We start from the raw sequence: 25,152 nt of genomic DNA, 5'->3' as shown, positions 1-25,152 counted from the left end.
ATCAGGTCAGAAAATGCTATACTAGCCATGGACGGAACTCCTTCGGATGGTGGGTAAGCACTTCCATCGTGGGACTTCCGTCCTTGTTTGTCAAGCAATGCTTTCATCATAACTCACATCAAGCGTATAGATAGCATTTTCTTAGGGTCATTTGTTCTGAAAAGATTTCCGTTAAAGTAGATTTTTTGATTCTCAAAGTCTTCATGATCAATAAACCCAATCTCTTCGGATTGAGAAAATATTTCATCTGTTATTAAATTTGTTGTTTGATATGTATCGCTTATATATTCTTTTAATAAATTACCTTGATAAGGATACTGAGATGTTCTTTCTGCTATGTCTATTGCAATAAATTCTTCTTTTTGAGGATTTGAAGAAATAAATATATCATGAGTATGTTGCAAGACTGCTGATGTTGTTAAACCAAGTGTTTCTATATCACCAGTATTACTAATACTTATTAATCTTTGACTTTCCAGTTTATTTAATAGAGTGGGTAATTCCAATACTGCACTAATACCTGCACTGCGTGCTAAAGTATCTACTTTTTCCTTCGAAAGTGTGCTTTGGCTTTCTGATTCACATAAAGTAGATAAGAGTAATCCAGCCTTTCCTGCCAATGCTATGGAATCAAAAGATGTAACATTCGATATCTGCTGAAGTTTCGAAGAATGATGGACTAACCATGCACCAACAGTTTTCTTAGGCAAACTCTTCATATTAACCTCTCTTACTGCACAAACAGTAATGTTATTTGATATAGAATCAGCGATATATCATTCTATAGATTAGGATGTAAAGAGGATATAGTAATTGTTAGGCTAAAAATTTACCTTATTCTAGCAGAAAAAAGTTAAAAACCAATAGGTAATTTTATTAACTACCTTGCCTGATACCAGCAGCACCCGACCAAGCTATGGCTGGGCTTGGGCCTCGGTTGCCATGCTCTTGCTCGTGTTGGGCGTAATTGTGCGCCGTAAGTAAGATCAAAAGGCAGAAATCAAAAAGCAAAAGTCGAAAAAGGGGAGAGAGGGATGAAGGATGAAATTTAACCGCGAAGAGCACGAAGTTATTGTTGAGTTGATGCTTGCATAACCAAATTTAATGCAGCGGCGCAGAGCGACCGAAGGATGAAGTATGAATTATGAGGGATGAAAGCAACAGCCCATAGCCCATAAGCCTATAGCCACATCTTCGTGCTCTTCGTGCTCTTCGTGGATCGCCATCCCCTATGCTCTATGCTCTATGTTCTATGCTCTTCTCGGCTACACATCCTCTAGTAGTAGGCGCAGCGAGGCTGCATCGAGATCTTTTTTATCGAGCAGGGCCACTGCGCCAACCGCCAAGCCACGCCGATGAAACTCGCGATCAGGGTAGGCACTGACCAGCAAAACCCGTGTATTTGGTGATTGCTGCTTGATTTGAGCGGCACAGCCGATGCCATCCTCATCGCCCAAGACCACATCGACCAAGGCCAAATCTGGTGAGCGTTGGCTGACTGCTGCCAATGCTTCTGCTTGATGCGCGGCTTCAACCACAGCACAATTGGGCTGCATTTTGCTAATCATGCGGCTAACGTGTTGGCGATAGCGCAAATTATCATCAACAATTAACACATTGAGGGCTTGGCTGGGGCCAAGGTTTTGGCTGCTGGTTGGAATCATTGGCAGTTGCGGGTGTTGGGCTGCATAATGGACAGCTTCAAGCCGACTTTGGACCCCAATTTGGCGATACAAGCGGGTTAGGTGATTTTCAACGGTTTTGACACTCAGGCCGATGCGGCGAGCAATTGCGTGGTTATCGTCGCCTTGCTGCAAACACCAGAGCAATTCGCGTTGGCGCGGGGTGAGGCCTGTATCAACTAAAGGCACGCCGCGCATCAGCTTGGAAAGCAAGGGCGTGCAAACCCAGCGCTCGCCAGCAAGCACCCGTTGCAAGGCTAGCCGTATATCAGCCAAGGGCTGATCCTTGAGTTGGTAGCCATCAACGCCTGCCTGCAACAAACCCTGCACATACACATCGTCGTCGTAGGCGCTGACGACGAGAATTTTGAGCTGCGGATAATACATACGAATTTGGCGAATCGTTTGCAACGGCTCGAATTGCGGCATGCTCACATCGATCACCAAGGCATCTGGTTGTAAATCAAGCGCTGCTAAAACCCCTGGGCCATCGCCAACCTCGGCTACGATCTGCACATTGGGCAAATCGCTTAAGGCCGTTGAAATGCCCGCCCGCACCACGGCATGGTCATCGGCGACCACAATTCGGATCTGACGCTCGCCATTGAGTTGCATGAAATTCCTCGCTTTAGGGGAAATCCCCCCATTGGACTAGGGGAAAGACCCTAGGAAGATTGGGGGATTGGGGGTTTTGTTGACCAACGGCTTTGGCGTACACTTGGGTTACATCAGTCAGCACGGAATATCGTGCCATAAGCGGCGTATTTACGCAACTTAGGCAACCCACCACCAACCAACTACCCAGCATGGCAAAACTACACCTACAGAAAAAAGCAATGGTTCGCTCAACGTAGCTTTGGTGCTGGGATAGGGCAGTGGTGCGCTCCTACAAGGAGCAGGTTCGGTCGATTTAGTTGGCTTTTTGTTCGCACAACTCGGTATCAATGATGATTGTAGGTCTTAACAGACGAAGGAGTCCACTCTATGAACGTGCGGCGTAGCGCATTCACCTCCCTCTTGCTTGTGCTTCTCTCAGGCGTGATTGCAGCCTGTGGCAGCGAAAGCGCAACCACTGCTCCAACCACGGGCACTGGTGGCACCACCAGCGGCGGCAGCAAAGTTGTTGCCTTGTTCTTGCCCGATGCAAAGACAGCTCGCTATGAAACTGCCGACCGCCCCTATTTCGAAGCCAAAATGAAAGAGCTTTGCCCCGATTGCCAAGTGATTTACAACAATGCCAACCAAGATGCTAGCTTGCAATTGCAACAAGCTGAAGCGGCCTTGACCAACGGCGCCCAAGTTTTGGTGCTCGACCCAGTTGATTCAGCTGCTGCTGCCTCGATTGCCGACAAAGCCAAAGCCCAAAATGTGCCAGTCATCGCCTACGACCGCTTGATCCTCAACTCAGATGGCGTGAGCTACTACATTTCATTCGACAACGAATCAGTTGGTAAATTGCAAGCAGAAAGCTTGGTCGCCGAATTGACCAAACAAGGCATTGCCAACCCAACCATCGTGATGATCAACGGCTCGCCAACTGATAACAATGCCAAATTGTTCAAAGCAGGCGCGCACAGTGTGTTTGATCCATTAGTGAGCGCTGGCAAATTGACGATTGCCAACGAATACGACACGCCAGACTGGAGCCCAGACAAAGCCCAAGACCAAATGCAACAAGCCTTGACCAGCCTTGGCAACAAAGTTGACGGCGTGTATGCAGCTAACGACGGGACTGGTGGCGGCGCAATTGCAGCCATGAAGGCCGGTGGTCTCTCGCCATTGCCTCCAGTAACTGGCCAAGATGCAGAATTGGCAGCCATTCAACGGATTTTGGCTGGCGACCAATACATGACCGTCTACAAAGCGATCAAGCCCCAAGCTGAAGCAGCAGCCGAGTTGGCCTTCGCCTTGATCAACGGCAAAACCTCCGACAAGGCAACTGGTAAAGTCAACAACGGCAAAATTGATGTTCCTTCAATCTTGCTGACCCCAATTTCAGTGACCAAAGCCAACGTCAAAGACACCATTATCAAAGACCAATTCCACAAAGTTGATCAGATCTGTGCTGGCGACTTCGCCAAAGCCTGTACTGATGCCGGTATTCAATAAGTAGCCTCCTCGTCGCTGGGTTGGCATGGCTCACAACGCCAGCCCAGCGGCCACTCCACTGACCCACAGCAAAAGGAATAGAGTCATGACAGCAACAGAAGCAGCGATGCCTGTCTTGCAATTGCGCCAAGTTAGCAAACGCTTTGGTGCGGTTCAAGCCCTCTCCAACGTCGATTTCGAAGTTTATTCGAATGAAGTGGTGGCGCTGGTTGGTGATAACGGCGCAGGTAAATCGACGCTGATTAAAACCATCGCCGGAGCCTACAAACCTGACGAGGGCGATTATGTCTTTGAAGGCAAGGTCGTTTCAGTCAATAGCCCACGCGATGCTACCGACCTCGGCGTTGAAACGGTCTACCAAGATTTGGCCTTGTGCGATAATCTCGATGTGGTTTCCAATCTCTATCTTGGCCGCGAAAACGTGCGCCGCAGTGGGCTTAAATACCTCGATCTGCTGAATGAAACCGAGATGGAACGCCGAGCGACTGAAGTGCTGCGCGATCTGAGCGTCAAAATTCCGAGTGTGCGGGTGCAAATTGCCAATCTTTCAGGCGGTCAACGCCAATCGGTGGCGGTTGCCCGTTCGGTTATGTGGAACTCCAAAGTTGTGCTGCTCGATGAGCCAACGGCGGCGCTGGGCGTTGAGCAAACCCGCCAAGTCAAAGATTTAATTATGCGTTTGCGTGATCGTGGTTTGGCTGTGGTGGTAATTAGCCATAATGTTGCCGATGTATTTGAAGTATCCGATCGAATTATTGTGATGCGGCTGGGGCGGCGGGTCGCTACCTTCCACACCGCCCGCAGCACTAACGAACAAGTGATTGGCGCGATTACTGGGGCAATGCTGCCCAGCAATGCCTATGGAGAGGCCGAATGATGAAAACGCAACCGACGAATCTTGCTGCTGCGCCCAACAATTGGCGCGAAGCATTAGCAGAACGCTTTCGCCAAGGCAATTTAGGCTCGCTGCCAGTCATTATTGGCCTGATTATTATTGCAATTGTGTTTCAAAGCATCAACAAAAATTTTCTTACGCCGCTTAATCTGACCAACTTGATGGTCCAAATTGCTGCAATGGGTACAATTTCAACTGGGGTTGTGCTTATTTTGCTGCTTGGCGAGGTTGATTTATCAGCGGGCCAGGTGAGCGGTTTGGCAGCAGCAGTGATGGCGGTGTTGGTTTCGCGGCATAATCTGCCTGCGGGTGTGGCGATTATTGGGGCAATTGTGGTTGGAGCCTTGGTTGGTTTATTGCAAGGCTGGTGGATTTCATCCTTCCGTGTGCCGTCGTTCGTGGTTACGCTTGCAGGGTTGCTAGCCTGGCAAGGCTCACGGCTACGAGTGCTTGGCGACACAGGCACCATCAACATCACCAATAAATTTATTAATGATATTGCCAACTATAAACTGCCAATTTGGCTTGGCTGGGTTTTGGGGATTGTCAGCGTGGTCGTTTATACCTTGATTGTGTTCAACGAATATCGCAGCCGCCGCGCTGCCGAATTGCCAACTGGCTCGTTGAACGGCGTGTTTTGGCGGGTTGGAGTGGTTGGCGCGAGTGTCTTGGCTGGTGTTGCCATGATGAGTGTCAACCGCAATGCCAACGCTGCGGGCAATCCAATCCAAGGCGTGCCTAGCGCAGTCATTATCTTCTTGACCTTCTTGATTATCTTCGATTTTATTACCCAGCGCACCCGTTTTGGCCGCTATGTGTATGCAGTTGGGGGCAATACCGAGGCTGCACGCCGCGCAGGGATCAATGTTAAGCGCATCCGAATTACGATTTTTATGCTGGCTTCGGCCTTAGCTGCCTGTGGCGGGATTTTGGCAGCTTCGCGTTTGAACGCAGCCAATCAATCATCAGGCGACGGCGATGTGCTGTTGAACGCAATTGCGGCAGCAGTCATCGGCGGCACGAGCTTGTTTGGTGGGCGGGGCCGCATTTGGTCGGCCTTGTTGGGCGCGCTGGTAATTGGGGCAATTGCCAATGGCATGGATTTGCTAGCGCTCAAATCATCGATCAAATTTATTGTAACTGGCGCGGTGTTGTTGCTGGCAGTTACGATCGATGCTGCTTCACGGGCACGCCGCGAAAATAGTGGACGTTAGATCCAAAATCATTTATTAGAATTAAAGTCATTTCGCCACCCTTCCGTCCCTCCGCCGGAGGGAAACGCCGGGGGTTTTCATCCCCCGGCACCCCCAAATATTCATGTTCTGGATTGTTATCACGTTTCTATAAACCCAACCTTCGCGGTCTCTCATCTCTATCTCCTAATCCCTAACCCCTGAATACTATCCCCTAATCTGAGCAATCTGTGGCTAAAAAATGTGCTTTGTGTACTTTGCGTTCTTCGCGGTTTTCGTTCTTCGTGCGCTTCGTGCGCTTCGTGGATCAAAACTTCTGTCTGCTTCGTAGTTCCGTGCTAAAGTGCTGATAGGTGATTTAGTAGCGAGTGAATGTATGAGCACAGAATTTTTGAGCGCAATTTATCAAACCCTCAAGCAAGTACCCACAGGCCGAATTGTAAATTATGGGCGCTTGGCTTTGGCGGCGGGCTATCCTGGCTATGCGCGAGCCGTTGGTAAAGCGCTCCACTCGTTGGATGAGCAATATCCTGATGTGGCTTGGTGGCGCGTGGTCAATCGCGAGGGCCGAATTTCGACCAATTGTCCGGTGCATACGGCGATTGAGCAACGCCAGCGCTTAGAGGCCGAGGGCATTGAGTTTGATGATCGCGGCTATATCAGCTGGCAGCGTTATGGCTGGCTTGAAACCAGCGAGCTTGAATTTTAAATGGGCGCTAGCAATTACTAGCGCCCATTATTGTTACTTAACCAATACGACGCCCGATTGGGCTGCAACAGGCACAGTTAATTGGCCGTTGCTAACGGTATAGCTGCCACCATTCAAGCGATCGGTCAAGACTGTGCCATTGGCTAAATGGCTCACGTTGACGGTCGCAGTTTGGTTGGCAGTGCCGTTATTGAGCACAACGACCGCGTCTTGCGTGCCCTTCCAACGCCGATAGCTATACAGTTTGCTGGCATCGTTGACCAGCAAGGTTGCAACATCGCCACTGCTAAGCACTGGATAGCTGCGACGCAGCCCGATTAGTTTTTTGAAATGGGCATACATCGCTGTATCTGGGCTGCCGCCTTTATCAGCCCAAGGATAAGTGCGGCGATTGTCGGGATCGCCGCCGCCAGTTACTCCAACTTCATCGCCATAATACACCGATGGCGCACCTGGTAAGGTCATTTGCAATAACACCATCAATTTCATGCGGGTTTTATCGTCGTTGAGCAAGCGCAAGGCGCGGGTCGAATCGTGCGAGCTGACCAAGTTCATCATGCCAAACCATGGGGTAGCAGGCATTTGCGCACGAAAGGCATTGTAGCTACTGTCGAATGAGCTAGGCGCATTGCCATTGGCAAAGCTCACCGCCCAATCGCGGAAACAATAATTCATCACCGAATCAAGCTCGTTTTGGTTGAGATAGGCGCGATATAAGCCCCAATCACAGCCGCCCGTGACTTCACCAAGCAATAAACTCTCGCTATCGCCATAGCCATTTTTGACGTAGGGCCGCATATCGCTCCACCACGCGTGGGTAATATCTTGGGCTACATCGAAGCGCCAGCCAGCGATGCCACGTTCGAGCCAGAAACGAGTAACCGATTTGCCATTTGGGCTTTGGGCGCTGCCATCGCGATAAAAAAATTGCTTAACTGGGTCGTTTTCGATAAATTCGGGAATGGTTTCATAGCCATACCAACCCTTCCAGCCCCAGCTACCAACACATGGATACGTGCCGCTAGTGCCAGCAGAGCCTTGGGTAAACCAACTGCGGTAGGGCGATGCAGCCGATTCGCAGGCGCCGTTGATGCCTGTCCAGCGGTCGGTTTTGTAGCCTGGATAGCCTTGCAGGTAGATGCTATCCATCCCAGCGTGGTTGAACACGCCATCGAGAATCACTTTGAGGCCTTTGGCATCGGCGGCGGCGATCAGCTCGTCGAATTTTGCCAAATTGCCAAAGCGTGGGTTGATGCCATAATAATCGTTGGTATCGTAGCCATGGTTCGACGAAGCATCAAAAATCGGATTGAGATACAACACATTTACGCCTAGGTCGTTGAAGTAGCCAGCATTGATTTTATCGACGATGCCTTGCAAGTCGCCGCCATAGAAATCGATGCCATAGCCTGGGGTGGTTGGCGTTTCATTCCAATTGCTGTGAATCGATGCCACGCAGTTGGGTGCGCCTGCGCCACTATAGCCGTTGCAGGTGTTGGGACCATACACCCGCACATTGTTGAAATTATTAGTGCTATCGCCATCACGAAAGCGATCGGGAAAAATTTGATAGATGACTGCATCTTGCAGCCACGTTGGCACGGCGTAATCTTGGGGCGGCGCTGGAACCGTGCCCAACTTCCACGAACGATCAAGCGCCGTTGCGCTCCAAACGCCCGGGCCAGTGTTGCTGGTGTTGGCAACTACATAATAGCCAAGCGTCGAGCCATCGTTAAGCTTGAATTGATACCACTGATCGGTTGAAGTGCTGGGCGCTGGCACGCTGGCCTGCCACATAGCGTAGGTTCCATCATTGCTAACCACGCTCAAGGGATAGTTGAATGATGGTTGGCTATAGGGCGCGCCAGTTAACCACACCGACAAACTTACTGCGCTGACATCGTTGCTACAAGTGCGCAAACGAATGCTAGCCGATTGCCCAGCTTGCAGCGAACCAAGCGGGTCGCGATACATGCTGTTGGTGCTATCGTGATAAATCGCGCTGCTGATGATGGCGTTATTGCCGACTGCTGCGCCGCTACACGCCCCCGTTGGCGTGGCTGAAACCGTTGGGATTGGCGGGTTAGTTGCGGTTGGCGTGCGCGATGGCGTTGCAACCACGGTTGGCGTTTTGGTCGCGGTCGCTCCTGGAGTTGGGGTTCTGGTTGCGGTTGGGGCAGTGGTTGGCGTAGCAGTTGGGTTCGTGCCACTTTGGACGGTAAAACTATAATCGTCGGGATCATAGTTTGTGCCGCGTACATGCTGGCCTCGTGGATTAACATAGGTGCCATTTTGGGCTTTGAGCAAGGCCAAAACGCTGCCATCGTAGACCCGAACCCGATAATAAACTGTCGTGCCTGCTGCTTGGGCGGGAATTGTGCCGCGCCACAGATCGTAGCTGGTGTTGGCGGTATTGCGGAAGCTGGCGCTGAGGGTTTTGACTTTGGTCATCGCCACCAACTGCTCGCTGCCGTTCCAATAGCGAATTTGGGCACTGGTCAAATCGCCAGCAAGCGCCAGAATTGAAATTTGGACATTGGTCGTTGACACAATCGTGCCATTGCTCGCCCCTTGTTGAAAGCTGAAACTCTCGCCTGGCACAAGTTCGGTGCGTGGGTTGGCGTTGGGAGCAGCATGATACAGCTCATCCCAATGCACATTATTATCGCCAGCAGCGACCGACTTAGGAGTTGGCAGCAATGCCAAAACCAACAGCACCAACGCGAGCAATCCGCCAAATCGTTTATTGCGCATAAATAACTCCGTTTACAGCGTTGTTAGAGTATTTGTCGTGAAACACCAACGTTTCAATAGGAGCCGTGCGCCAAATTTTAGGCACACCAAACCTAGCGTCGAGCGCTCAGCTTCCTATGCTCCCTGTTGGTGCTCGCAACGATGGCGGCCTAGACCATCCTCACAACAACCAACAGAGCCTCACCATTGAGCGGTGCAAAACGGGGTATCGCGCTGGCTAGGCCAGCGACAATACCCCGACACCATTATCGGTATTCAATTAGCGGGTTGGAATGAGAGTTAGTTGGTTCGTCCAACGATTGGCAGGAAGATTTTGAAGCCTTCGCGACCAACCGTGAAGCGCACAACGTAGCGTTGTTGCATTGGCGATGGATCACCAATGACCCGCCGAACATTGAATGCAGTTAGCGTATAGTTTCCGTTTGGCAGTGGTGCTGCGGGGATGAAGCTGAAGGTTGTAGGGCTGGTAGCGACCACTGTTCCAGCAACGGGCTGATTTTGGGCATTGGTCAAGACCAATACGTTGCTGATCGGCATAGTTGCCGTGACAGCTTGCGACCATGTAATTGAGATGTTGGCGTTTGGCGCAACCTCAACTGCGTTGTTGGCAATTGAGCTGCTGCTGACCAACGGGTCGCGCCAGGCTTGAACAGCCTTGCGGTTGTCGTCGCCAGTGCCCCAATTGGTATTCGTATCGTTCACGATAAAATGGCCGTCGTTGCCATATTCAATTGTCACGCGGCGATTGTTGAAGCCTTCGATCGTGCCCCACGATTCGACCCGTTCCCACGTGCCACGAGTGTATTTGTAATCCAAAACCGTGCCTTCGAGAATTGGCTTGCTAAATTCCCAAGTATCGGTCAGCACGCGTTGCAGAATTTGGCCGTTGGCCGACCAAGCGCCGTTGAACACCGCGCCATCGTTGCCAGCGATATACACGCTTTCGTTGCTTGGCGTTTCGGTGGGCACTTTGACCCGGAAGGTCACATCGACAACCCGTTGTTCGGCGCGAATATCGACGCTATTCGAGAAGCCCGATTGATTGAACGAGCCATCGAGCGCCTTCAATTGATAGGTATAGGTAATGCCTGCGGTTACCTCAGTATCGGTGAAGATCGTGGTTGGGTGCAAGACCGAGGCAATTGCATTGCCATCGCGGTATACATCGTAGCGATAGGTGTCGCTTGAGCTTGACGCATCCCAGCCAATTACAATTTGGGCTGCTGAGCGCCGCACTTCGTGCAAGTTAAGTGGCGCTGTTGGTGCTGTCGTGTCGCTGCTTGCCGCAACAACTAAGCTGGCTGCTTGCGCTGGCGAGTAGCCATTGGCGGAGCCATCGAGGTCGGCGTAAATCCAGCTTATGCCGCCGTCGGTGCTATAACGATAGGCAACATCGAAGGTGCCAACACTGGTGGGCAGAAGATTGCCAACAAATTCATCGTTATTGCCAACTTGAACATTGAAACTGGCATCAAACCACTGCCAGCTAGCAGCGCTTGGTTGCGAGCCATCGGGGCCATAGCCAACTTCGGCCAACAGGCTCGGCGTTGCACCAGCTTCGCTAGTCACACCTTCGATATAGACCTGACCGTAAATGTTGGTCGTTGGGTTGGTAATGCTGATCGTGTGGTTGATCAAACTTGGGAATTGCAGATTCGACCAGTTGATTGTATAGAACGGCAAGCCAGAAGCTTCGTTGCTGGTGGCGCTTTCCAAGCCATTGCGCAGCGCTTTGACGACATAGTAGTAGCGTTGGCTTGGCGTTAGCCCTGCATCGCTAAAGTTGGTATTGGTTGTGTTCCCAATCAACTCGTAGCCACCGCCGCTAACAAGCGAGCGATAGATGTTGTAGCTTTGAGCCGTTGCAACGCTATTCCAGCTAAGATCGATGCTTTGTGACAATTGGTTGGTCACTTGCAAGTTAGTTGGGGCAGCAGGCGCGCTCATATCAACGCTATCAGGAGTCAACCAAATGCCAACGCTTTGGGGCGCAACGCTGAAGGTATAGGTTGTGACATCAGTTGCTGGCAACAAGCCAGTTTGGCTCAATGGCATGGTGCGGGTCAGCACGGTGCCAGTTGGCACATAGCCAGCCAAATTCAACTCGACCGTATGCGCTTGGCTATCGCGGTTGAAGACCACAATTGCTGCACCATTTTCGTCTTTGCGGCCATAGGCCAAGACTTTGTTAGCATCGTCGGCGCTCAGCACATCGAACGAGCCAGTGCGCAAGTAGCTATAATCGCGGCGCAATTGGCCTAGGCGTTTGTAGGTCGCCAACAAATTGGTGTCTGCTTTGCGCCATTCTGGCAAGCTGTTGTAGCCTGCTTGGTCAGTCCATGGGTAGGGTTGGCGGTTGTATGGATCGTCGCGTGGCACATCGAAGCCATAGCCTGTTAGCCCAACTTCATCGCCATAATAGATGGTTGGCGCACCTGGCAAGGTCATTTGCAAAGCTGCAACCAACGATAAGCGATGGCGCGCATCAACAAAATTATCAACTGGTTGGCGATCGTAGCCCTCGCCCGTAAAGCCCAATTCGTTCAGCACATGCACGGCCCGATTGGTATCGTGGCTATCGATCAAGTTCATGGCTGCGTTATAGGCTGGCGCTGGATAATCCTCGCGGATGGTTTCAAAGCTGTTGACAAATTGGCTTGGCAAGAGCGGATCGATCTCTTGGCCACCGTCGCCATCGACCCAGCGGGTATCGCGCAAGAAGCCCAACACCGCGCGGCGATAACGATAGTTCATGGTGCTGTCGAATTCATCGCCAAGCACTCGATCACGTACATCGCCTTCGCTCCAGGTTTCGGAGTAAAGCACGGAATCGGGATTGGCGGCTTTCATCACGTCGCGCCATGTTTCAAAGAAGGTTGGGTTGACCCCAATCACATCGGGCACAACGTCGATGCGCCAGCCGTCGGCCTTGTTTTCGCCATCGACCCAGTAGCTGGCGGTGTTGGTTGGCAAGTTGGGGTTGCCACCAGGCGTGCCAAACCAATAGGCCATTACTTCGGGATGATTGGTGTTGATTTGCGGCAAGGTTGCTACGCCAAACCAACCGCGATAGTTGGTATCGCCTGCGCAAACGCCGGTGCCTGGCTCGGCAGCTGGTTCAAAGAAGAACCACGAGCGATAAGGGCTAGTGACGCTTTCGCATGCGCCAACTTCAGCGTGGCGGCCAAAGCGATCGAAGAATGGGCTATCGCTGCTGACGTGGTTTGGCACGCCGTCGAGCACCACGGTCATGCCCCGATTATGCGCATCGGCTACCAAAGCATCGAATGCAGCTTGGCCACCAAACGCTGGGTCAACCGTGCGATAGTTGCGGCCATCGTATTTGTGGTTCGATGGGCTATCGAAAATTGGGTTGAGATAGAGCGTGGTTACGCCCAACTCTTGCAAATAATCGAGCTTATCTTGGACCCCATTCAAGTCGCCACCATACATTGTGCTGCTGTAAGTCGACCACCATGGGTTGCTCGGGTCGGTAAATGGCTCTGGATCGGGCACAATCGAGTTCCATGGCGTGACTGGGAAGCGGTGGCCGCGCTCGGTTGGGTAGAACCAGCCGCGCCCGGGATAGGTCGTGTCGGTTGCTACGCCAGTTGGGTCGTTGCCTGCATCGCCATTGCGGAAGCGCTCGACGAAAATTTGATAAATCGTGGCGTTTTGTGCCCATTCAGGCGTGGTAAACGCTGGGTCGTAGATGTAGATGTTCCACGAGCGATCAGCGCTAGTATTGACCACCTCGCCTAAGCCACCATCGAACAAGCTATCATCTTCATAGAAGAGGGTTGTGCTGCCATCTTCGATGATAAAACGATAGTAAACCACGCCCAGCACGGTTTGGGCTGGCATGGTGTATTCCCAATAATCGTAGCTTTCATCGCTGGCCACTTTGGTCATGCGTTGAATACTTTGGCCGTTGTTGGCGGTGTAATACAAGCGAATGCGCGCTTGAGTGATGTCGTGAGCAGCGGTGCGCAAGCGCAATTTGACTGCTTGGTTGAGCGGCTCAGCGCCGAATGGTACGCGATAAAGCGATTCGCGGCTGTGGTGCTGAATTGCATCGCGATTGATCACGCCATCGCCAATGACTGAATCGGGAATTTGGCCATCGCGTTGCGGGGTAATCGCTACGCGGCCTGTGCGATTATCTAAATAAAACACGACAGTTTCATTCAATGTGGTTGTCGTAAAACCAATTGGGGCTGGCTCACCAGCATCGAACACCCGACCCTGAGCATTGTATTGCTCTGTCCATGAGCCAGTGCGGGTGAATTTAGCAGCATAATCGCCAGGTGCGGCTACGGTATAGCGTAACACAAATTGATTTGGGGCGATTTGGGTCATTTTGGTAGCAGGATCATCATTATCCCAAATACCTTGAAACGAGCCAACCACCGTGAAATCATTCGATGAATCGAGCGCATTGACGATGTTTTGAGCTGGTTTAAGTTCCCAGCCAGTATCGTTTGCGTGATTGTTGCTATCGAACAACAATTTTACAGTTTGACTTGGCTGCGTTGTGTAGATCCAAGCATCAGCGGCAGGAAATGCTGTTGCCCAGCTACATGCGTTAACCTTCCATGAATATGTTCCTGAAACCGGAACAATCACATCGCGGCTAAAAACCCCATCGCCGCTAACCAAGTCGCCTTGGGTTCCGTTATCAAATAATGGATTCATTGGTGGGTCCCATGTTGGCACTTGATAATTGCCTGGCGCACACCAAGGGCCAGTGTTGCCAGCGGTTTGCGGGCGAATCGTCAAGCGACTGGTGTTGGTATCGAGCAAAAAGGTTACTTTTTGGTTGGCTTCGGTCGTGGTAAAGCTAATGTTGCCATCATCAAAACCAATTACACGGCCAACTGTGGTATAGCGAGTGGTCGCATCACCTGTTCGTTCAACTCTGCCTTGGTAGCTTCCTGCATTAGGCACAGTGTAGACCAACGAATACCAGCCATTGCCGATGTCGGTCATAGCCGTAGCAGGATCGTTGTTTGTCCAAGCAGTGCTTTGGAACGAGCCAACAGCCGTCCAATTGGCAAAGCCTGAATCGTAGGCATGAAGAATATTTTGGCTTGGCAGGCCATGATTGCCAGCATTGGAACTGTAATTGTTGGTATCGAGGGTCAATTTGACTGTTTGATTAGCTTGAGTTGTGTGCATCCAAGAATCGAGTGCTCCAGCAGGTACTGAAGGATTCCAGCTATCACAAACTACAGCCTTCCATCCAGAGATACCAACATTTACACTTGGAACGACAACATCACGTGAATAGATGCCATCGCCAGCGACTAGATCGCCATTGAGACCTTCATCGTTGGCTTGGGTTGAGCCATTGTTCCAGCCTTGGAAAGCACCAGCGAAACACCAATTAACTAAGGCATTGGAAATAGTGGGAGCGTTGCTAGCCAAATCAACCTTAGTGGGTTGGGCGGCAACCACGGGAGTTTGAGGGCTAAGCGTGGGGATCATTAACGCCAATAGCATACTGACCAGCAAGCTTCTACTGATCAGGCTCCGACGATGGGCTGTGTCACGCATGGACGGCTCCTTTGGTAAGGGTTTTTATTTGAACTACATTGTCCTTGATTTGTTGCGTCGTCAAACAAACTTTAGCGGTGCAGCGATCATAGCCTACTGCTAATACTTTGTCAACTGAACGAACGAGGTTTTAAATAAAGTAAAAACACTTACAATCAATATAAAAATATATTGTTGTAAAGGGATAAAAACATACTGATTGGTAGATGTTTTGACTATTTTGAAGGCTCAATTGGTAACTAAAATCTGATCTATTTTGATCGCAGCCATGTTTCACGTGAAACTTTAGCCACGAATTGCACGAAGAGCCATTTTTAGCCACAGATTACACAGATTATGTTGATTATTGCCCTAACCACACACTCAAATGCTAATCCTGTTAGAATTTCATCCCTCGTACTTCATCCTTTAGTTCTTTGCGCCTCTGCGTTAAAAATTAATCCACGAAGCACGATTTTTCGCCACAGATGAGCATTGATTATTGTGATTATCTTCCGATAGTCCAAAGCCAAGAGAGCCATCGGTTCTCTGCGCCTCTGCGTTAAAAATTCGATCGACGCAGGATTGAAACCGCGAAGATCGCGAAGGCTGTTTTTGCCACAGATTATTAGAATTCTATTCTCCCAAAGCCCATAGCCTAATCCCCGACCCCCGATCCCCGATCCCCAACTATAATACTTGCAACGATTGATCACTACCTGAGGTATTTATGGCATATACCCTTGAATCAACAGGCTTATTGGTATTTCAACGCGATGATGAAGAGGTGCTGACGATTCAGCCCTATTTGGCTCAATATGGCTCGCAGTTTGCCGCAATGGGCGTGCAAACCCAGCCCGATACAGTGCAATACACCAGCTTCGATAACCAAAGCTTTGAATTGAATCTGAAAACCACATCAACTGGCTATCGCTTGGTGTTTCACGTGAAACATCAAGTTGCTCAAATTGGCCTTGCAATCGGCATTCAGCCAGCAGGCTCGTGGTATGGCATGGGCGAACGAGTGATCCAAAGCTGGCCGCTTAATTTGGCTGGCGTGCAAAGCCAACCCTTCATTACCTACGATCACGCCGATGATGGCACACTTAATATTGTTACGCCGGTGTGGATTGGCGCAAATGGTGTGGCCTTGATGGTCGCTGAAGATACTGGGCCATTGCACGTTACGATCGATAGCGATCCTGCTGGCGTTATTCGTTTACTTCAATTTCCTTCGCCAACCCCATTCGGCGCAGGCTTAGATGGTAGCGAAATTCATTATGCAGGCACGCGCTTGGTGCTCGATCTCGTGATTGCTGAGAATGTGAGCCTCGCCGCGCAACAAATTATTCAAAAACTTGGTTATCCCAAAGCTGCACCGCCCTTGGCCATGTTCAGCAAGCCAATCTGGACAACTTGGGCACGCTATAAAATGGATATCGATCAAGCCCAAACCTTGGCCTTTGCCCAAGAAATCATCGATCATCAGTATCCTTACTCTGTGCTCGAAATCGATGATCGCTGGCAAACAGCTTACGGCGATCTTGAATTCGATCGGCGCAAGTTTCCCGATCCCAAGGCAATGGTCGATCAATTGCATCAGCTTGGTTATAAAGTAACCTTGTGGATTCCACCATTCTTTGATCCCAAAAGTGCAGCGTTTGCCGAAGCAGCAGCCCATGGCTATTTGGTCAAACATCCTGGCAATGATCAACCCTATTTGACTCGTTGGTGGCAAGGTTGGGGCGGCTTGTTGGATGTTTCAAATCCGGCAGCGTTAGCCTGGTGGCAAGCTGGCTTAGAACGCTTGCAAAGCTTGTATGGTATCGATGGCTTTAAATTCGATGGTGCTGAAGGCAATTTCCTGCCAGCAGAGGCCAAAACCTATCTCCCAATGACGCCCAATCAATATAGCGATCGCTACGTTGCCTTCGTAGCCCAATCGTGGCAATGGACCGAGGTGCGCACTGGTTGGCGCTCACAACAACAGCCAATCTTCTTCCGCGAATGGGATAAATGGAGCCGCTGGGGTATGGATAATGGCTTGCATGCGGTCATAACTCAAGCACTTGCTATGAGCGTGATCGGCTATCCCTACGTGTTGCCCGATATGATTGGCGGCAATGCCTATAATGGCGAATTTCCCGAACGCGAATTGCTGATTCGCTGGACGCAAGTGACTGCGCTCTTGCCTGCCATGCAATTCTCAATTGCGCCTTGGCAATACGATGCTGAAACCAGCCAGATTTGCCAGCGTTATGCCCAATTACACGCCGAGCTAGAGCCATATATTGCTGAATTGTTGCAAGCAACGACGACTGAAGGCACGCCGCTCGTGCGCCCATTGTGGTGGCACTATCCCGACGATGCTAGCACCCGCTTTATTGGCGACCAATGGCTGTTTGGCGAGCAATATTTGGCTGCGCCGATTCTTCAAGCCAAGCGCTACCAACGCGATATTTACTTGCCCGAAGGTGGCTGGCGCGATTATTGGACTGGCGAGAAATTCGATGGCGAAACCTGGCTTTACAATTATCCAGCGCCATTGGAAACCATGCCCTTATTCGAACGGCTGTGGTAGAATTTTAGCGAGTTAGCCGTATTTGGTGTGTAAGGAGATCATTTCATGGCCAACACGACCATCACTTGGCTTGGTCACGCCAGCTTTCTATTCGTCACGCCCGAAGGCAAGCGGATTGTGCTTGATCCTTGGTATGCAGGCAATCCAAGCTTTTCTGAAGCGGCCAAAGCTGAGCTTGAGCAGCTTGATGCGATTTTGCTGACCCACGGTCATATGGATCATACTGGTAACGCGGTTGAGCTTGCCAACCAAACCAAAGCCCCAATTGCTGGGATTGTCGAATTAATCGGTTGGGTGCAAGGCCAAGGTGTTGCTGCGACACAATGTATTGGCTACAACAAAGGTGGTTGCATCGAGATTGCTGGCATCAAAGCAACCTTGACGACAGCGCACCATAGCAGCAGCATTACCAGCGGCAATGTTTCGCTCTATTTGGGCGATCCGTGTGGCTTTATCCTCGAATTTTCCGATGGCTGCGTGGTGTATCACACTGGCGATACCTGTGTCCACAGCGATATGGCTTTGATGGGCGAAATTTACCAGCCCAATGTCACAATCTTGCCAATTGGCGATTTCTACACCATGGGGCCACGTCAAGCAGCCCATGCCCTCAAATTAATCGGCTCGCAATTCGCGATTCCAGAGCATTACGGTACCTTCCCTGCCTTGCAGGGCAACCCTGAAGCCTTGCAAAACGAGTTGAACAAGCTTGAGTTGAAAACAGAAATTGTGGCCTTGCAACCAGGCCAAGCGTGGACGTACTCCGCCTAAATGTTTCACGGGAAACATTTAACCAGTTGGATTAACAGCGTGCTGCCTAAATAACAGCACGTTGTTTTTATAGCTTTGAATATGCTGGATCAATGTGAACATCTGCACGACGATCCACAATTGCTTAATCACGAATTAACCTTAGCGCCTAAATTGGCCGAGTTATACACATTTCCCACAGCTTTTCCACATTAGCAATTAACCAAAGTTATCCACATGCTGTGGATAACTTCTTGATAACTAAGTTGCATTAGATCAACGTTAGATTGTTTCACGGGAAACAATAGAACATATTTGCGACCCATTGGTCAAATTTAAGTAAATTGCCGCTCTGACCAGATTGAGGTATCATGACGAACAAAATCGACACGAGAAGTCGAGAGTTTTTGGCAAAAGAAAAAACATTGATCTTGATGGAGTAAAACGGAAAATGACGTTTAGCGATGAGCAGTTATCTGCGCCTTCCGAGCGATGGATGCGTTTAGATTTACATATCCATACGCCAGCATCTGAAGATTATGCAGAACCAGAGGTAAGTTATCTCGATATTTTACGGGCAGCAGCAGCCCATCAACTTGATATTATTGCCTTTACCGACCACAACACGATTCGCGGCTATGAACAATTTCGCGATGAGCTAGCCTTGCTCGAACGCTTTGTGCAAGCAGATCGCTGTACGCCCGAGGAGCGCGAACGCTACGGCGAATATCAACAATTGTTGGCTCACTTGACTGTGCTGCCAGGCTTTGAATTTACTAGCCACTATGGCTCGCATATTTTGGCCCTTTTTGCCCCAACCACGCCGCTCAGCGTGCTTGAAGCAGTCTTGTTGCAATTGGGGATTCCAGCTCAAGAATTAAAGGCTGGCTCGTGCTCAATCTCCAACACCAAACACGTTACCGAAGCCTATGAAATTATCAATCGGGCTGGGGGCATTGTGATTGCAGCCCACGTTAATGCCCATTCCGGCGTGGTCAGCGAATCAATTCGCTTTGGCAATAGCGGCCAATCACGCGTTGCAGCGACCCAAAGCCCCTATTTACACGCCCTCGAATTTGTCCATTTCTACGCTTCCCACGAAAGCTACCTCAGCCCAACCTTTTATAATGGCCAACATACCTATTACGAACGGCCAATGTTCTGTATTCAAGGCTCCGATGCCCATCGCGTCAATCGCGCCGCTGCCGACGACCAAGAAAGCAAAAAATTCTATGGCGTTGGCGACCGCTATTTCGAGGCGCTCTTGCCCGAAGCTTCATTCGATGCCTTGAAAACCTTGTTGAGTAGCAAGCAAATCGATAAGGTGCGCGTGCCACGCCGCGACCAAAAGCAATGGGAGATTGATAACGTGCGACTGAATGGCGATTCGCGCCACTTAATTGCCCGTCCGGCAACCGAGGAGTATCTGGCGCAAGTTTGGCACGATGTGGCAGCCCTTGCCAATGCTGATGGCGGGGTGATCTTAATTGGCACCGATGGCGAGCAAACTGTCTCAGCAAGCAGCATAAGCGAGCAAATCAAACAGCTTGTGGCTCAATACCTCGACCCGCAACCAAACCTCAGCCTCGAATTAATGCAATATCAAGAACGCGATGTTGTGCGGGTTGAAGTTAAGCCCGATGAATTGCCACCCTATGTTGCAAGCAATGGTGCAGTCTATGTGCGCCGCGATGATCAAACTCAGGTTGCCAACCGCGAAGAATTGTTGCAACTTGCTCGTCGCGCCTTGGTTCGCAGCATGATGTCGCCACTTGATAATGGCGAAGATTTGGAATTGCCACGCTCCGGCGTCGAGATTGTGAGCGAGCAAAAACGCAACGCAGTTTGGACCTATGAAGTGCGTGATTTGCGCACTACCACCGGCGTTGAACGCGATCGCGCCCAAGGCTTGTGGGCTTATGCCATCTCGCGCCACGAAGAATTGCGCGATGCCAAAATTGACCTCAACGAAGATGTACGCTGGTATGGTCGGCTCGGCGTTTGGCGTACCTTCCAACAAGGCAATCGCACCAAATATGATCTGATTCATCGCGATGCCTCAGGCGTAATCGACCATATTTTTTATGGCGTTTCCGAGTGGGGGCTTGGTGAGGGCTGGCGCTCGCTGCTTGGCATCAACGATAGCTTTGCAGTCGATGCCAACGATAACGACGATCATGCCCCAATCAGCGCACCACGCAGCTTTAGCGCCCCAATTGACGATGCAGCATCGGACAATGAAGACAATTGGCTGCCGTGGGGCGACCGCAAATATCGTTGGAAGGGCCGTGGCGGCTTATGGCGCATCTATGGCAACGAAGAAAAAATTCGCTTCGACCTTGCCATGAAAAACAAAGAAGATGAAGAGTTTCAAACCTTCAACGACGTAACCCGCGCCAAATTGACCGAAGCATGGCTCAATCTGATTCGGGTCAAGCCCCCAACCACAGGCATCGAAGTTGTAGCAATGGAAGAAAGCGATTTTGGCCGCTCCTTCCGCTTCCGCAATTTGCGCAGCGGCGAAGTCAGCGACCCATGGCGCGATTTAGATCTTGAGCAAGGCACGGTGCGCGAGTATGCCGCCCGTATGTTCCTCGAAGATCTGCCAATCGATGAGGCCTCAGTACGTTGGTGGGGCAACATCGGCTATATGCGGCCAATGCGCTCACAGGTCGATTTAGTCTATCGCGATGAAGATGGCGTTGACCATATCTACTATGCTGCTCGGCGCGAAGAGCTAGAAAACGAATGGCGCGAATTATTGGAGCTATGGGACGATGAGTAAGCGTTTGCCAGTGGTGGTTGGGGTTAGCGGCGCGAGTGGAGCAGCTCTCGCCGATCGGGTCATCGAGCGCTTGATCGCTTTGGAACATCCGATTGAGTTGATTGCTACTTCATCGGCTCGGATCGTTTGGCGCCAAGAACAAGGCTACCCTTGGGCTGAGGCCGTGGCGCGTTGGCAGGCGTCAGGCCTGATCACCGAGCATAATCCCAATAATCAAGCGGCAACGATTGCTAGCGGTTCGTATCCGGTCTATGGCATGCTGATTGTGCCCTGCTCGATGGGCACGGTTGCCGCCTTGGCTGCTGGCTTTGCCAACAATTTGCTGTTGCGCGTGGCCGATGTGACCCAAAAAGAGGGACGGCGCTTAGTCGTCGTCCCGCGCGAAACCCCGCTTTCGAGCGTGCATTTGGAAAATATGCTACGTTTAGCGCAGCGTGGCGTGCGGCTCGTGCCGCCGATGCCCAATTTCTATGCTCGCCCAACTACGGTTGCCGAAGTCGTCGATTTTGTGGCCGCCCGCGCTTTAGTTGCCTTGGGGCTAAGCCCTGAGCTTGATAGTAACCAGCAATGGGCTGGCTTGGAGCTTGAATAATGTCTGTCTTGCCACAATCTGATGAGAAAGCAGTCTATGTCAACGCCATGTTCACAGCCATTGCCGAGCGCTATGATCTGATGAATCGGCTGATGACCTTTGGGCTAGATCAAGGCTGGCGACGTTGGGCAACCAAACGCATCAAGCAAACCGACGCCACATGGGCCTTGGATGTTGGCTCTGGCACTGGCGATTTTCTACCGATTTTGCAACGCGCCATGCCCAATGTTGGCGTGGTTGGGCTGGATTTTACCTTTGCAATGATGGCAGCGGGTCAAGCCAAACGCGACCAAGACACAACAGATCATAGCTTCGTTAATGGCGATGGTATGCACTTACCATTTGCCGACGAATCGTTTGATATTGTGACTACTGGCTTTGCTATGCGCAACATCGTGGATATTCGCCAAGCCTTTAGCGAAATGGCGCGCGTGACCAAGCCAGGCGGCAAATTGGCATGTTTAGAAGTTGCGCGGCCCAAAAATCCCTTGGTACGCTGGGGTCATCAATTCTATTTCAACAATATTGTGCCAATAATTGGCAGCATCGTTGGCGGCAACAATCGGGCGTATACCTACTTGCCCCAATCTGCATCGATTTTCCCCCAGCCACCTGAGCTAGCCCAAATTATCGCCGAATGCGGCTGGCGCGATGTGACCTGGAAGCAATTGGGCTTGGGCGCAGTTGCCGTGCATATCGCCACCAAATAAACGCGCTGCAAGGAGAGATGTTTAATTACCTATAATGCAAGTTCCATCTGGGTTGAAATAATTAGTTTGATCAATATAATCAAAATAGCAACTGAGTGGGCTCTGGCAATCCTTCGGTGGCAACATCGGAATTTCAGCTACTGGATAGATGTTGTTAAGCTTTTGACATACAGGACATGCTTCTGGGCTAGCCACAATCTCAACCGTGGTATCAATCCAATCCTTCGTATAGAGCTGTATGGTTGCAATATGAAACGTATAGTCATGCAACAACTGGGCTAGCTGGGCAGCGCTAAAACGATTATCTCCAGCCGTAGCATTAGGCAACCAGCGGCTTAGCTCATTGCCCCATAAAAAGCGCATCGCCGTAGCAAGGCGAATAGCGTGTTGATCGGCATCTTCAAGCTGATCGAAATAACTAAATGGATGGGTCATAAATATGCTCAACAAGAGCGCTACGTCAGCATTATAAAAATCTATTGGAAACACACCCGAATGATACTCATGCAATGCAATCTGCTCAGCTCGATAGAATTCACCCTCGTTCAATGCAGCCATACACGCTGCTTCTGCGATGACTCGCTGTTGGGCCTCATACTCAAGAAAGGGTTCAACCAGTGATTCCCCATAGTCGCTTAGGATAAGCAATGGGTTATCTGCTACAATCGCAGCCATTCCCGCCGGATCAGCCTCAATCAAGCGAGCAATAAGATCAGCCTTTTGACCTGATAGGTCCAAATCCCGTTCTTTGGCCAATGTTTTGAGTTGCGGCTCAGTCAATTCGTCAAGCAACCTGTTGATCGAAGGGCGAACCAAGATTCCATCCTGAATCCAACGCTCAATCGTGAAAGTTGGATGCTCATTGAGCACCCAGCGCCAAGGTTTGCCATGATTAATATCGGCAAAGATTTGTGGATTTGTAGCAGATCGAAATTCGTTGAGGAACATAAAGTGAGCAGGGAATTTGCGCCAATCATCAAGGATCGTTGGTTGATTAGGCTCAACGGGAGTTGGTTGAGCTGCTTGATTAGCGCTATTATCAAAAGGTTTTTCGAAAAAGTCCATACTATTCTCACTCAAAAGTAGCATTAAGTATAACAATCTATCGCGTGTTTTGCATCATGCAGCTCTATTTAATCCAACTTTCTGCTTCGGCCATAGCATTTGCAAGGAGCGATGTTTAAGACCTCAGCGCCTGAAATTAAAAAAAGCCCGCTGGATTCGTGAAGAATCCAGCGGGCTTTGGGTTGTCGGCCAAAATAGCTTAAACCTAGGCGGCGCTTGGAGCAAATTGGCGTTCTTGCTCCATTTCGTGCCGCGCCGTCAAAATATTTTGAATCTCATCTTCGGAAATTCGCCAGCCACGCCCAAGTTGATACGCGCCAATCAACTTTTTGCTAACCCAACGCCGCACGGTATCTTCGGAAAGCTGCATTAATCCGGCGGCTTCTTCGATTGAATAATCATGGGAACGCATATGCGCCTCCTCTAGATAGCTCATCGTTAGAATCCACCACATTGGGGTTCGTTGCCACCGTTGGCATAGACCTTACTATAGCATAAAAAGATTAAGCGCCTGTTATGCAAACTACACAAAAAAGCGCTTAATTGCTTGGCACTATTGCACAGTTTGGGCTAAAGTTTTTTTGTAAAACTCCATAATTTGGTCGCCAATCACCTGCCAGCTATAGTTTTTGGCCTGTTGGCGATTCGCTTGGCCAATTTTTTTGCGCGCTGCTGGGCTGGCGATAAAGCTGGCAATTGCTCCAGCCATGGCCCGTGGATCGCGCGGCGGCACCGCTAAGTTGCCTGGATGATTAACCAAAACGCCTGCATAGCCAGCATTGGCTGCCGCCACGACTGGCAAACCAAGCGCCATCGCCTCAACAATCACATAGCCAAAACTTTCTTGGCCAATTGCTGGCGCACAAAAAATATCGGCGCTGGCCATCAAATGCGGCAAGGCCAAATCGGTCACATAGCCAAGCCATTCTACATTGCTCAAATTCAATTGCTTGGCCAAGGTCTGCAATTCTTCGCGCAACGGCCCATCACCAGCAATCACCAGCCGCAATTGGTTGGGATAATCCTTTTGGAGCAAGGCATAAGCGCGCAGCAAATACTCCACACCTTTGCGCTGTTCCAAGCGCCCAAGTGTAAACAGAGTAATTTTATCGTCGTCATATTGGTGTAAGCGTGGCAAATTGGCTGCATCCTCGAAACGCTCAAGATTGATGCCGCTCGCAATTACGGTGTATTCGTCTTGCTTGCCAAAAATCGCCTGCGCCGTCTCCTTTGCTGCCTGCGAACCAGCAATTCGGCCATGCACATGGCGAAAGAAATCGGGCAAAATGTACTTGACCATGCGCAAAGCCTGCAATTTCCACGGCTCATCAACCCGATTATGAAAGGTCGAGATGTGGCAAGCCTTAGAATTGGCCAAAATACGCCCACCCATGGTTGGCGAGTGCAAGGTCTGAATATGCAAAATATCGCAGTTCTCGGCCTCTAACAGCTCGCGCAATCGCCGATTTGATTCAAGGCAGATTGGCAATGAGGTATTCGAGCCGCTACCATAGGTTGGCAACGAAACGCCCAACGGAATAATCCGCTCGGCCAATTTGGCGTTATCAAACTGGCTGCCACCAGCAAAAATCACTACCTCGTGGCCTAGGCTCTCAAAATAATGGTACAAACCACGAATATATACCTGAATGCCGCCGATGCGGTGCATGTGATCATCAAAGACAAAGCCAATTTTCATAGTGCAACCTCAACACAATTCTGGTTCAATCTTCGTCACGATCGCCAAAATGTCAAGCAGTAGGGGCTGGAGATCAGGCTGTAGGTGTCAGGG

General features: G+C 50.4%; 16 protein-coding genes. 9 read left to right on the top strand and 7 right to left on the bottom strand.

The window, feature by feature from the left end:
* Window positions 1-113 precede the first annotated feature (113 nt).
* Together SE18_RS19800 and SE18_RS19795 are read right to left on the bottom strand one after the other, a co-directional pair.
* Window positions 114-719, bottom strand: a complete 606-nt coding sequence (locus tag SE18_RS19800) for a hypothetical protein (RefSeq protein ID WP_054536205.1) — start codon at window positions 717-719, stop codon at window positions 114-116.
* A gap of 546 nt (window positions 720-1,265) precedes the next feature.
* A complete protein-coding gene (locus SE18_RS19795; protein ID WP_054536204.1) occupies window positions 1,266-2,297 on the bottom strand; it encodes a response regulator transcription factor in 1,032 nt (343 codons plus the stop codon).
* Between the two features lie 369 nt (window positions 2,298-2,666).
* Between SE18_RS19795 and SE18_RS19790 the strand changes: the two genes are divergently transcribed.
* The 4 genes from SE18_RS19790 to SE18_RS19775 all read left to right on the top strand — a co-directional run bounded on the left by SE18_RS19790 (window position 2,667) and on the right by SE18_RS19775 (window position 6,588).
* Window positions 2,667-3,791 carry a sugar ABC transporter substrate-binding protein gene (locus SE18_RS19790; protein ID WP_054536203.1) on the top strand — a complete coding sequence of 375 codons (1,125 nt, stop codon included), beginning with the start codon at window positions 2,667-2,669 and terminating at the stop codon, window positions 3,789-3,791.
* 85 nt (window positions 3,792-3,876) lie between these two features.
* Window positions 3,877-4,668, top strand: a complete 792-nt coding sequence (locus SE18_RS19785) for an ATP-binding cassette domain-containing protein (RefSeq protein ID WP_054536202.1) — start codon at window positions 3,877-3,879, stop codon at window positions 4,666-4,668.
* Window positions 4,665-5,900: a sugar ABC transporter permease gene (locus SE18_RS19780; protein ID WP_054536201.1), complete on the top strand. Its 1,236-nt coding sequence runs from the start codon at window positions 4,665-4,667 to the stop codon at window positions 5,898-5,900. The genes SE18_RS19785 and SE18_RS19780 overlap by 4 nt, the downstream gene beginning before the upstream one ends.
* Before the next feature lie 355 nt (window positions 5,901-6,255).
* Entirely contained in the window at window positions 6,256-6,588 is a 333-nt protein-coding gene (locus SE18_RS19775; protein ID WP_054536200.1) for an MGMT family protein, read from the top strand.
* A gap of 33 nt (window positions 6,589-6,621) precedes the next feature.
* On the opposite strand, the gene SE18_RS19770 is transcribed toward SE18_RS19775, so the two are convergent.
* Both SE18_RS19770 and SE18_RS19765 read right to left on the bottom strand, forming a co-directional pair.
* Window positions 6,622-9,342: a glycoside hydrolase family 13 protein gene (locus SE18_RS19770; protein ID WP_054536199.1), complete on the bottom strand. Its 2,721-nt coding sequence runs from the start codon at window positions 9,340-9,342 to the stop codon at window positions 6,622-6,624.
* A 279-nt stretch (window positions 9,343-9,621) separates the two neighbouring features.
* Complete coding sequence (locus SE18_RS19765; protein ID WP_054536198.1) at window positions 9,622-14,898, bottom strand: alpha amylase N-terminal ig-like domain-containing protein; 5,277 nt, start codon at window positions 14,896-14,898, stop codon at window positions 9,622-9,624.
* 709 nt (window positions 14,899-15,607) lie between these two features.
* Between SE18_RS19765 and SE18_RS19760 the strand changes: the two genes are divergently transcribed.
* The 5 genes from SE18_RS19760 to ubiE all read left to right on the top strand — a co-directional run bounded on the left by SE18_RS19760 (window position 15,608) and on the right by ubiE (window position 22,295).
* Window positions 15,608-17,458, top strand: a complete 1,851-nt coding sequence (locus tag SE18_RS19760; RefSeq protein WP_054536197.1) for a TIM-barrel domain-containing protein — start codon at window positions 15,608-15,610, stop codon at window positions 17,456-17,458.
* 45 nt (window positions 17,459-17,503) lie between these two features.
* Window positions 17,504-18,229: a metal-dependent hydrolase gene (locus SE18_RS19755; protein ID WP_054536196.1), complete on the top strand. Its 726-nt coding sequence runs from the start codon at window positions 17,504-17,506 to the stop codon at window positions 18,227-18,229.
* Window positions 18,230-18,659: 430 nt separating this feature from the next.
* A complete protein-coding gene (locus SE18_RS19750) occupies window positions 18,660-20,993 on the top strand; it encodes an RNA-binding domain-containing protein (protein ID WP_054536195.1) in 2,334 nt (777 codons plus the stop codon).
* Entirely contained in the window at window positions 20,986-21,585 is a 600-nt protein-coding gene (locus SE18_RS19745) for a UbiX family flavin prenyltransferase (protein WP_054536194.1), read from the top strand. Before SE18_RS19750 ends, SE18_RS19745 begins: the two co-directional genes overlap by 8 nt.
* Window positions 21,585-22,295, top strand: a complete 711-nt coding sequence (ubiE, locus tag SE18_RS19740; protein WP_054536193.1) for a bifunctional demethylmenaquinone methyltransferase/2-methoxy-6-polyprenyl-1,4-benzoquinol methylase UbiE — start codon at window positions 21,585-21,587, stop codon at window positions 22,293-22,295. Before SE18_RS19745 ends, ubiE begins: the two co-directional genes overlap by 1 nt.
* Window positions 22,296-22,316: 21 nt before the next feature.
* Here the strand turns inward: ubiE and SE18_RS19735 are convergent, their stop codons facing one another.
* The 3 genes from SE18_RS19735 to SE18_RS19725 form a co-directional block, all read right to left on the bottom strand.
* Window positions 22,317-23,360, bottom strand: a complete 1,044-nt coding sequence (locus SE18_RS19735) for an SAP domain-containing protein (protein ID WP_054536192.1) — start codon at window positions 23,358-23,360, stop codon at window positions 22,317-22,319.
* 205 nt (window positions 23,361-23,565) lie between these two features.
* Window positions 23,566-23,772 carry a helix-turn-helix domain-containing protein gene (locus SE18_RS19730; RefSeq protein ID WP_054536191.1) on the bottom strand — a complete coding sequence of 69 codons (207 nt, stop codon included), beginning with the start codon at window positions 23,770-23,772 and terminating at the stop codon, window positions 23,566-23,568.
* Between the two features lie 141 nt (window positions 23,773-23,913).
* Entirely contained in the window at window positions 23,914-25,059 is a 1,146-nt protein-coding gene (locus SE18_RS19725) for a glycosyltransferase family 4 protein (protein ID WP_054536190.1), read from the bottom strand.
* Window positions 25,060-25,152 lie beyond the last annotated feature (93 nt).

It is taken from the genome of Herpetosiphon geysericola, from assembly GCF_001306135.1.
Classification (GTDB): domain Bacteria; phylum Chloroflexota; class Chloroflexia; order Chloroflexales; family Herpetosiphonaceae; genus Herpetosiphon; species Herpetosiphon geysericola.
This window is presented reverse-complemented; position numbering and strand designations above follow the sequence as displayed.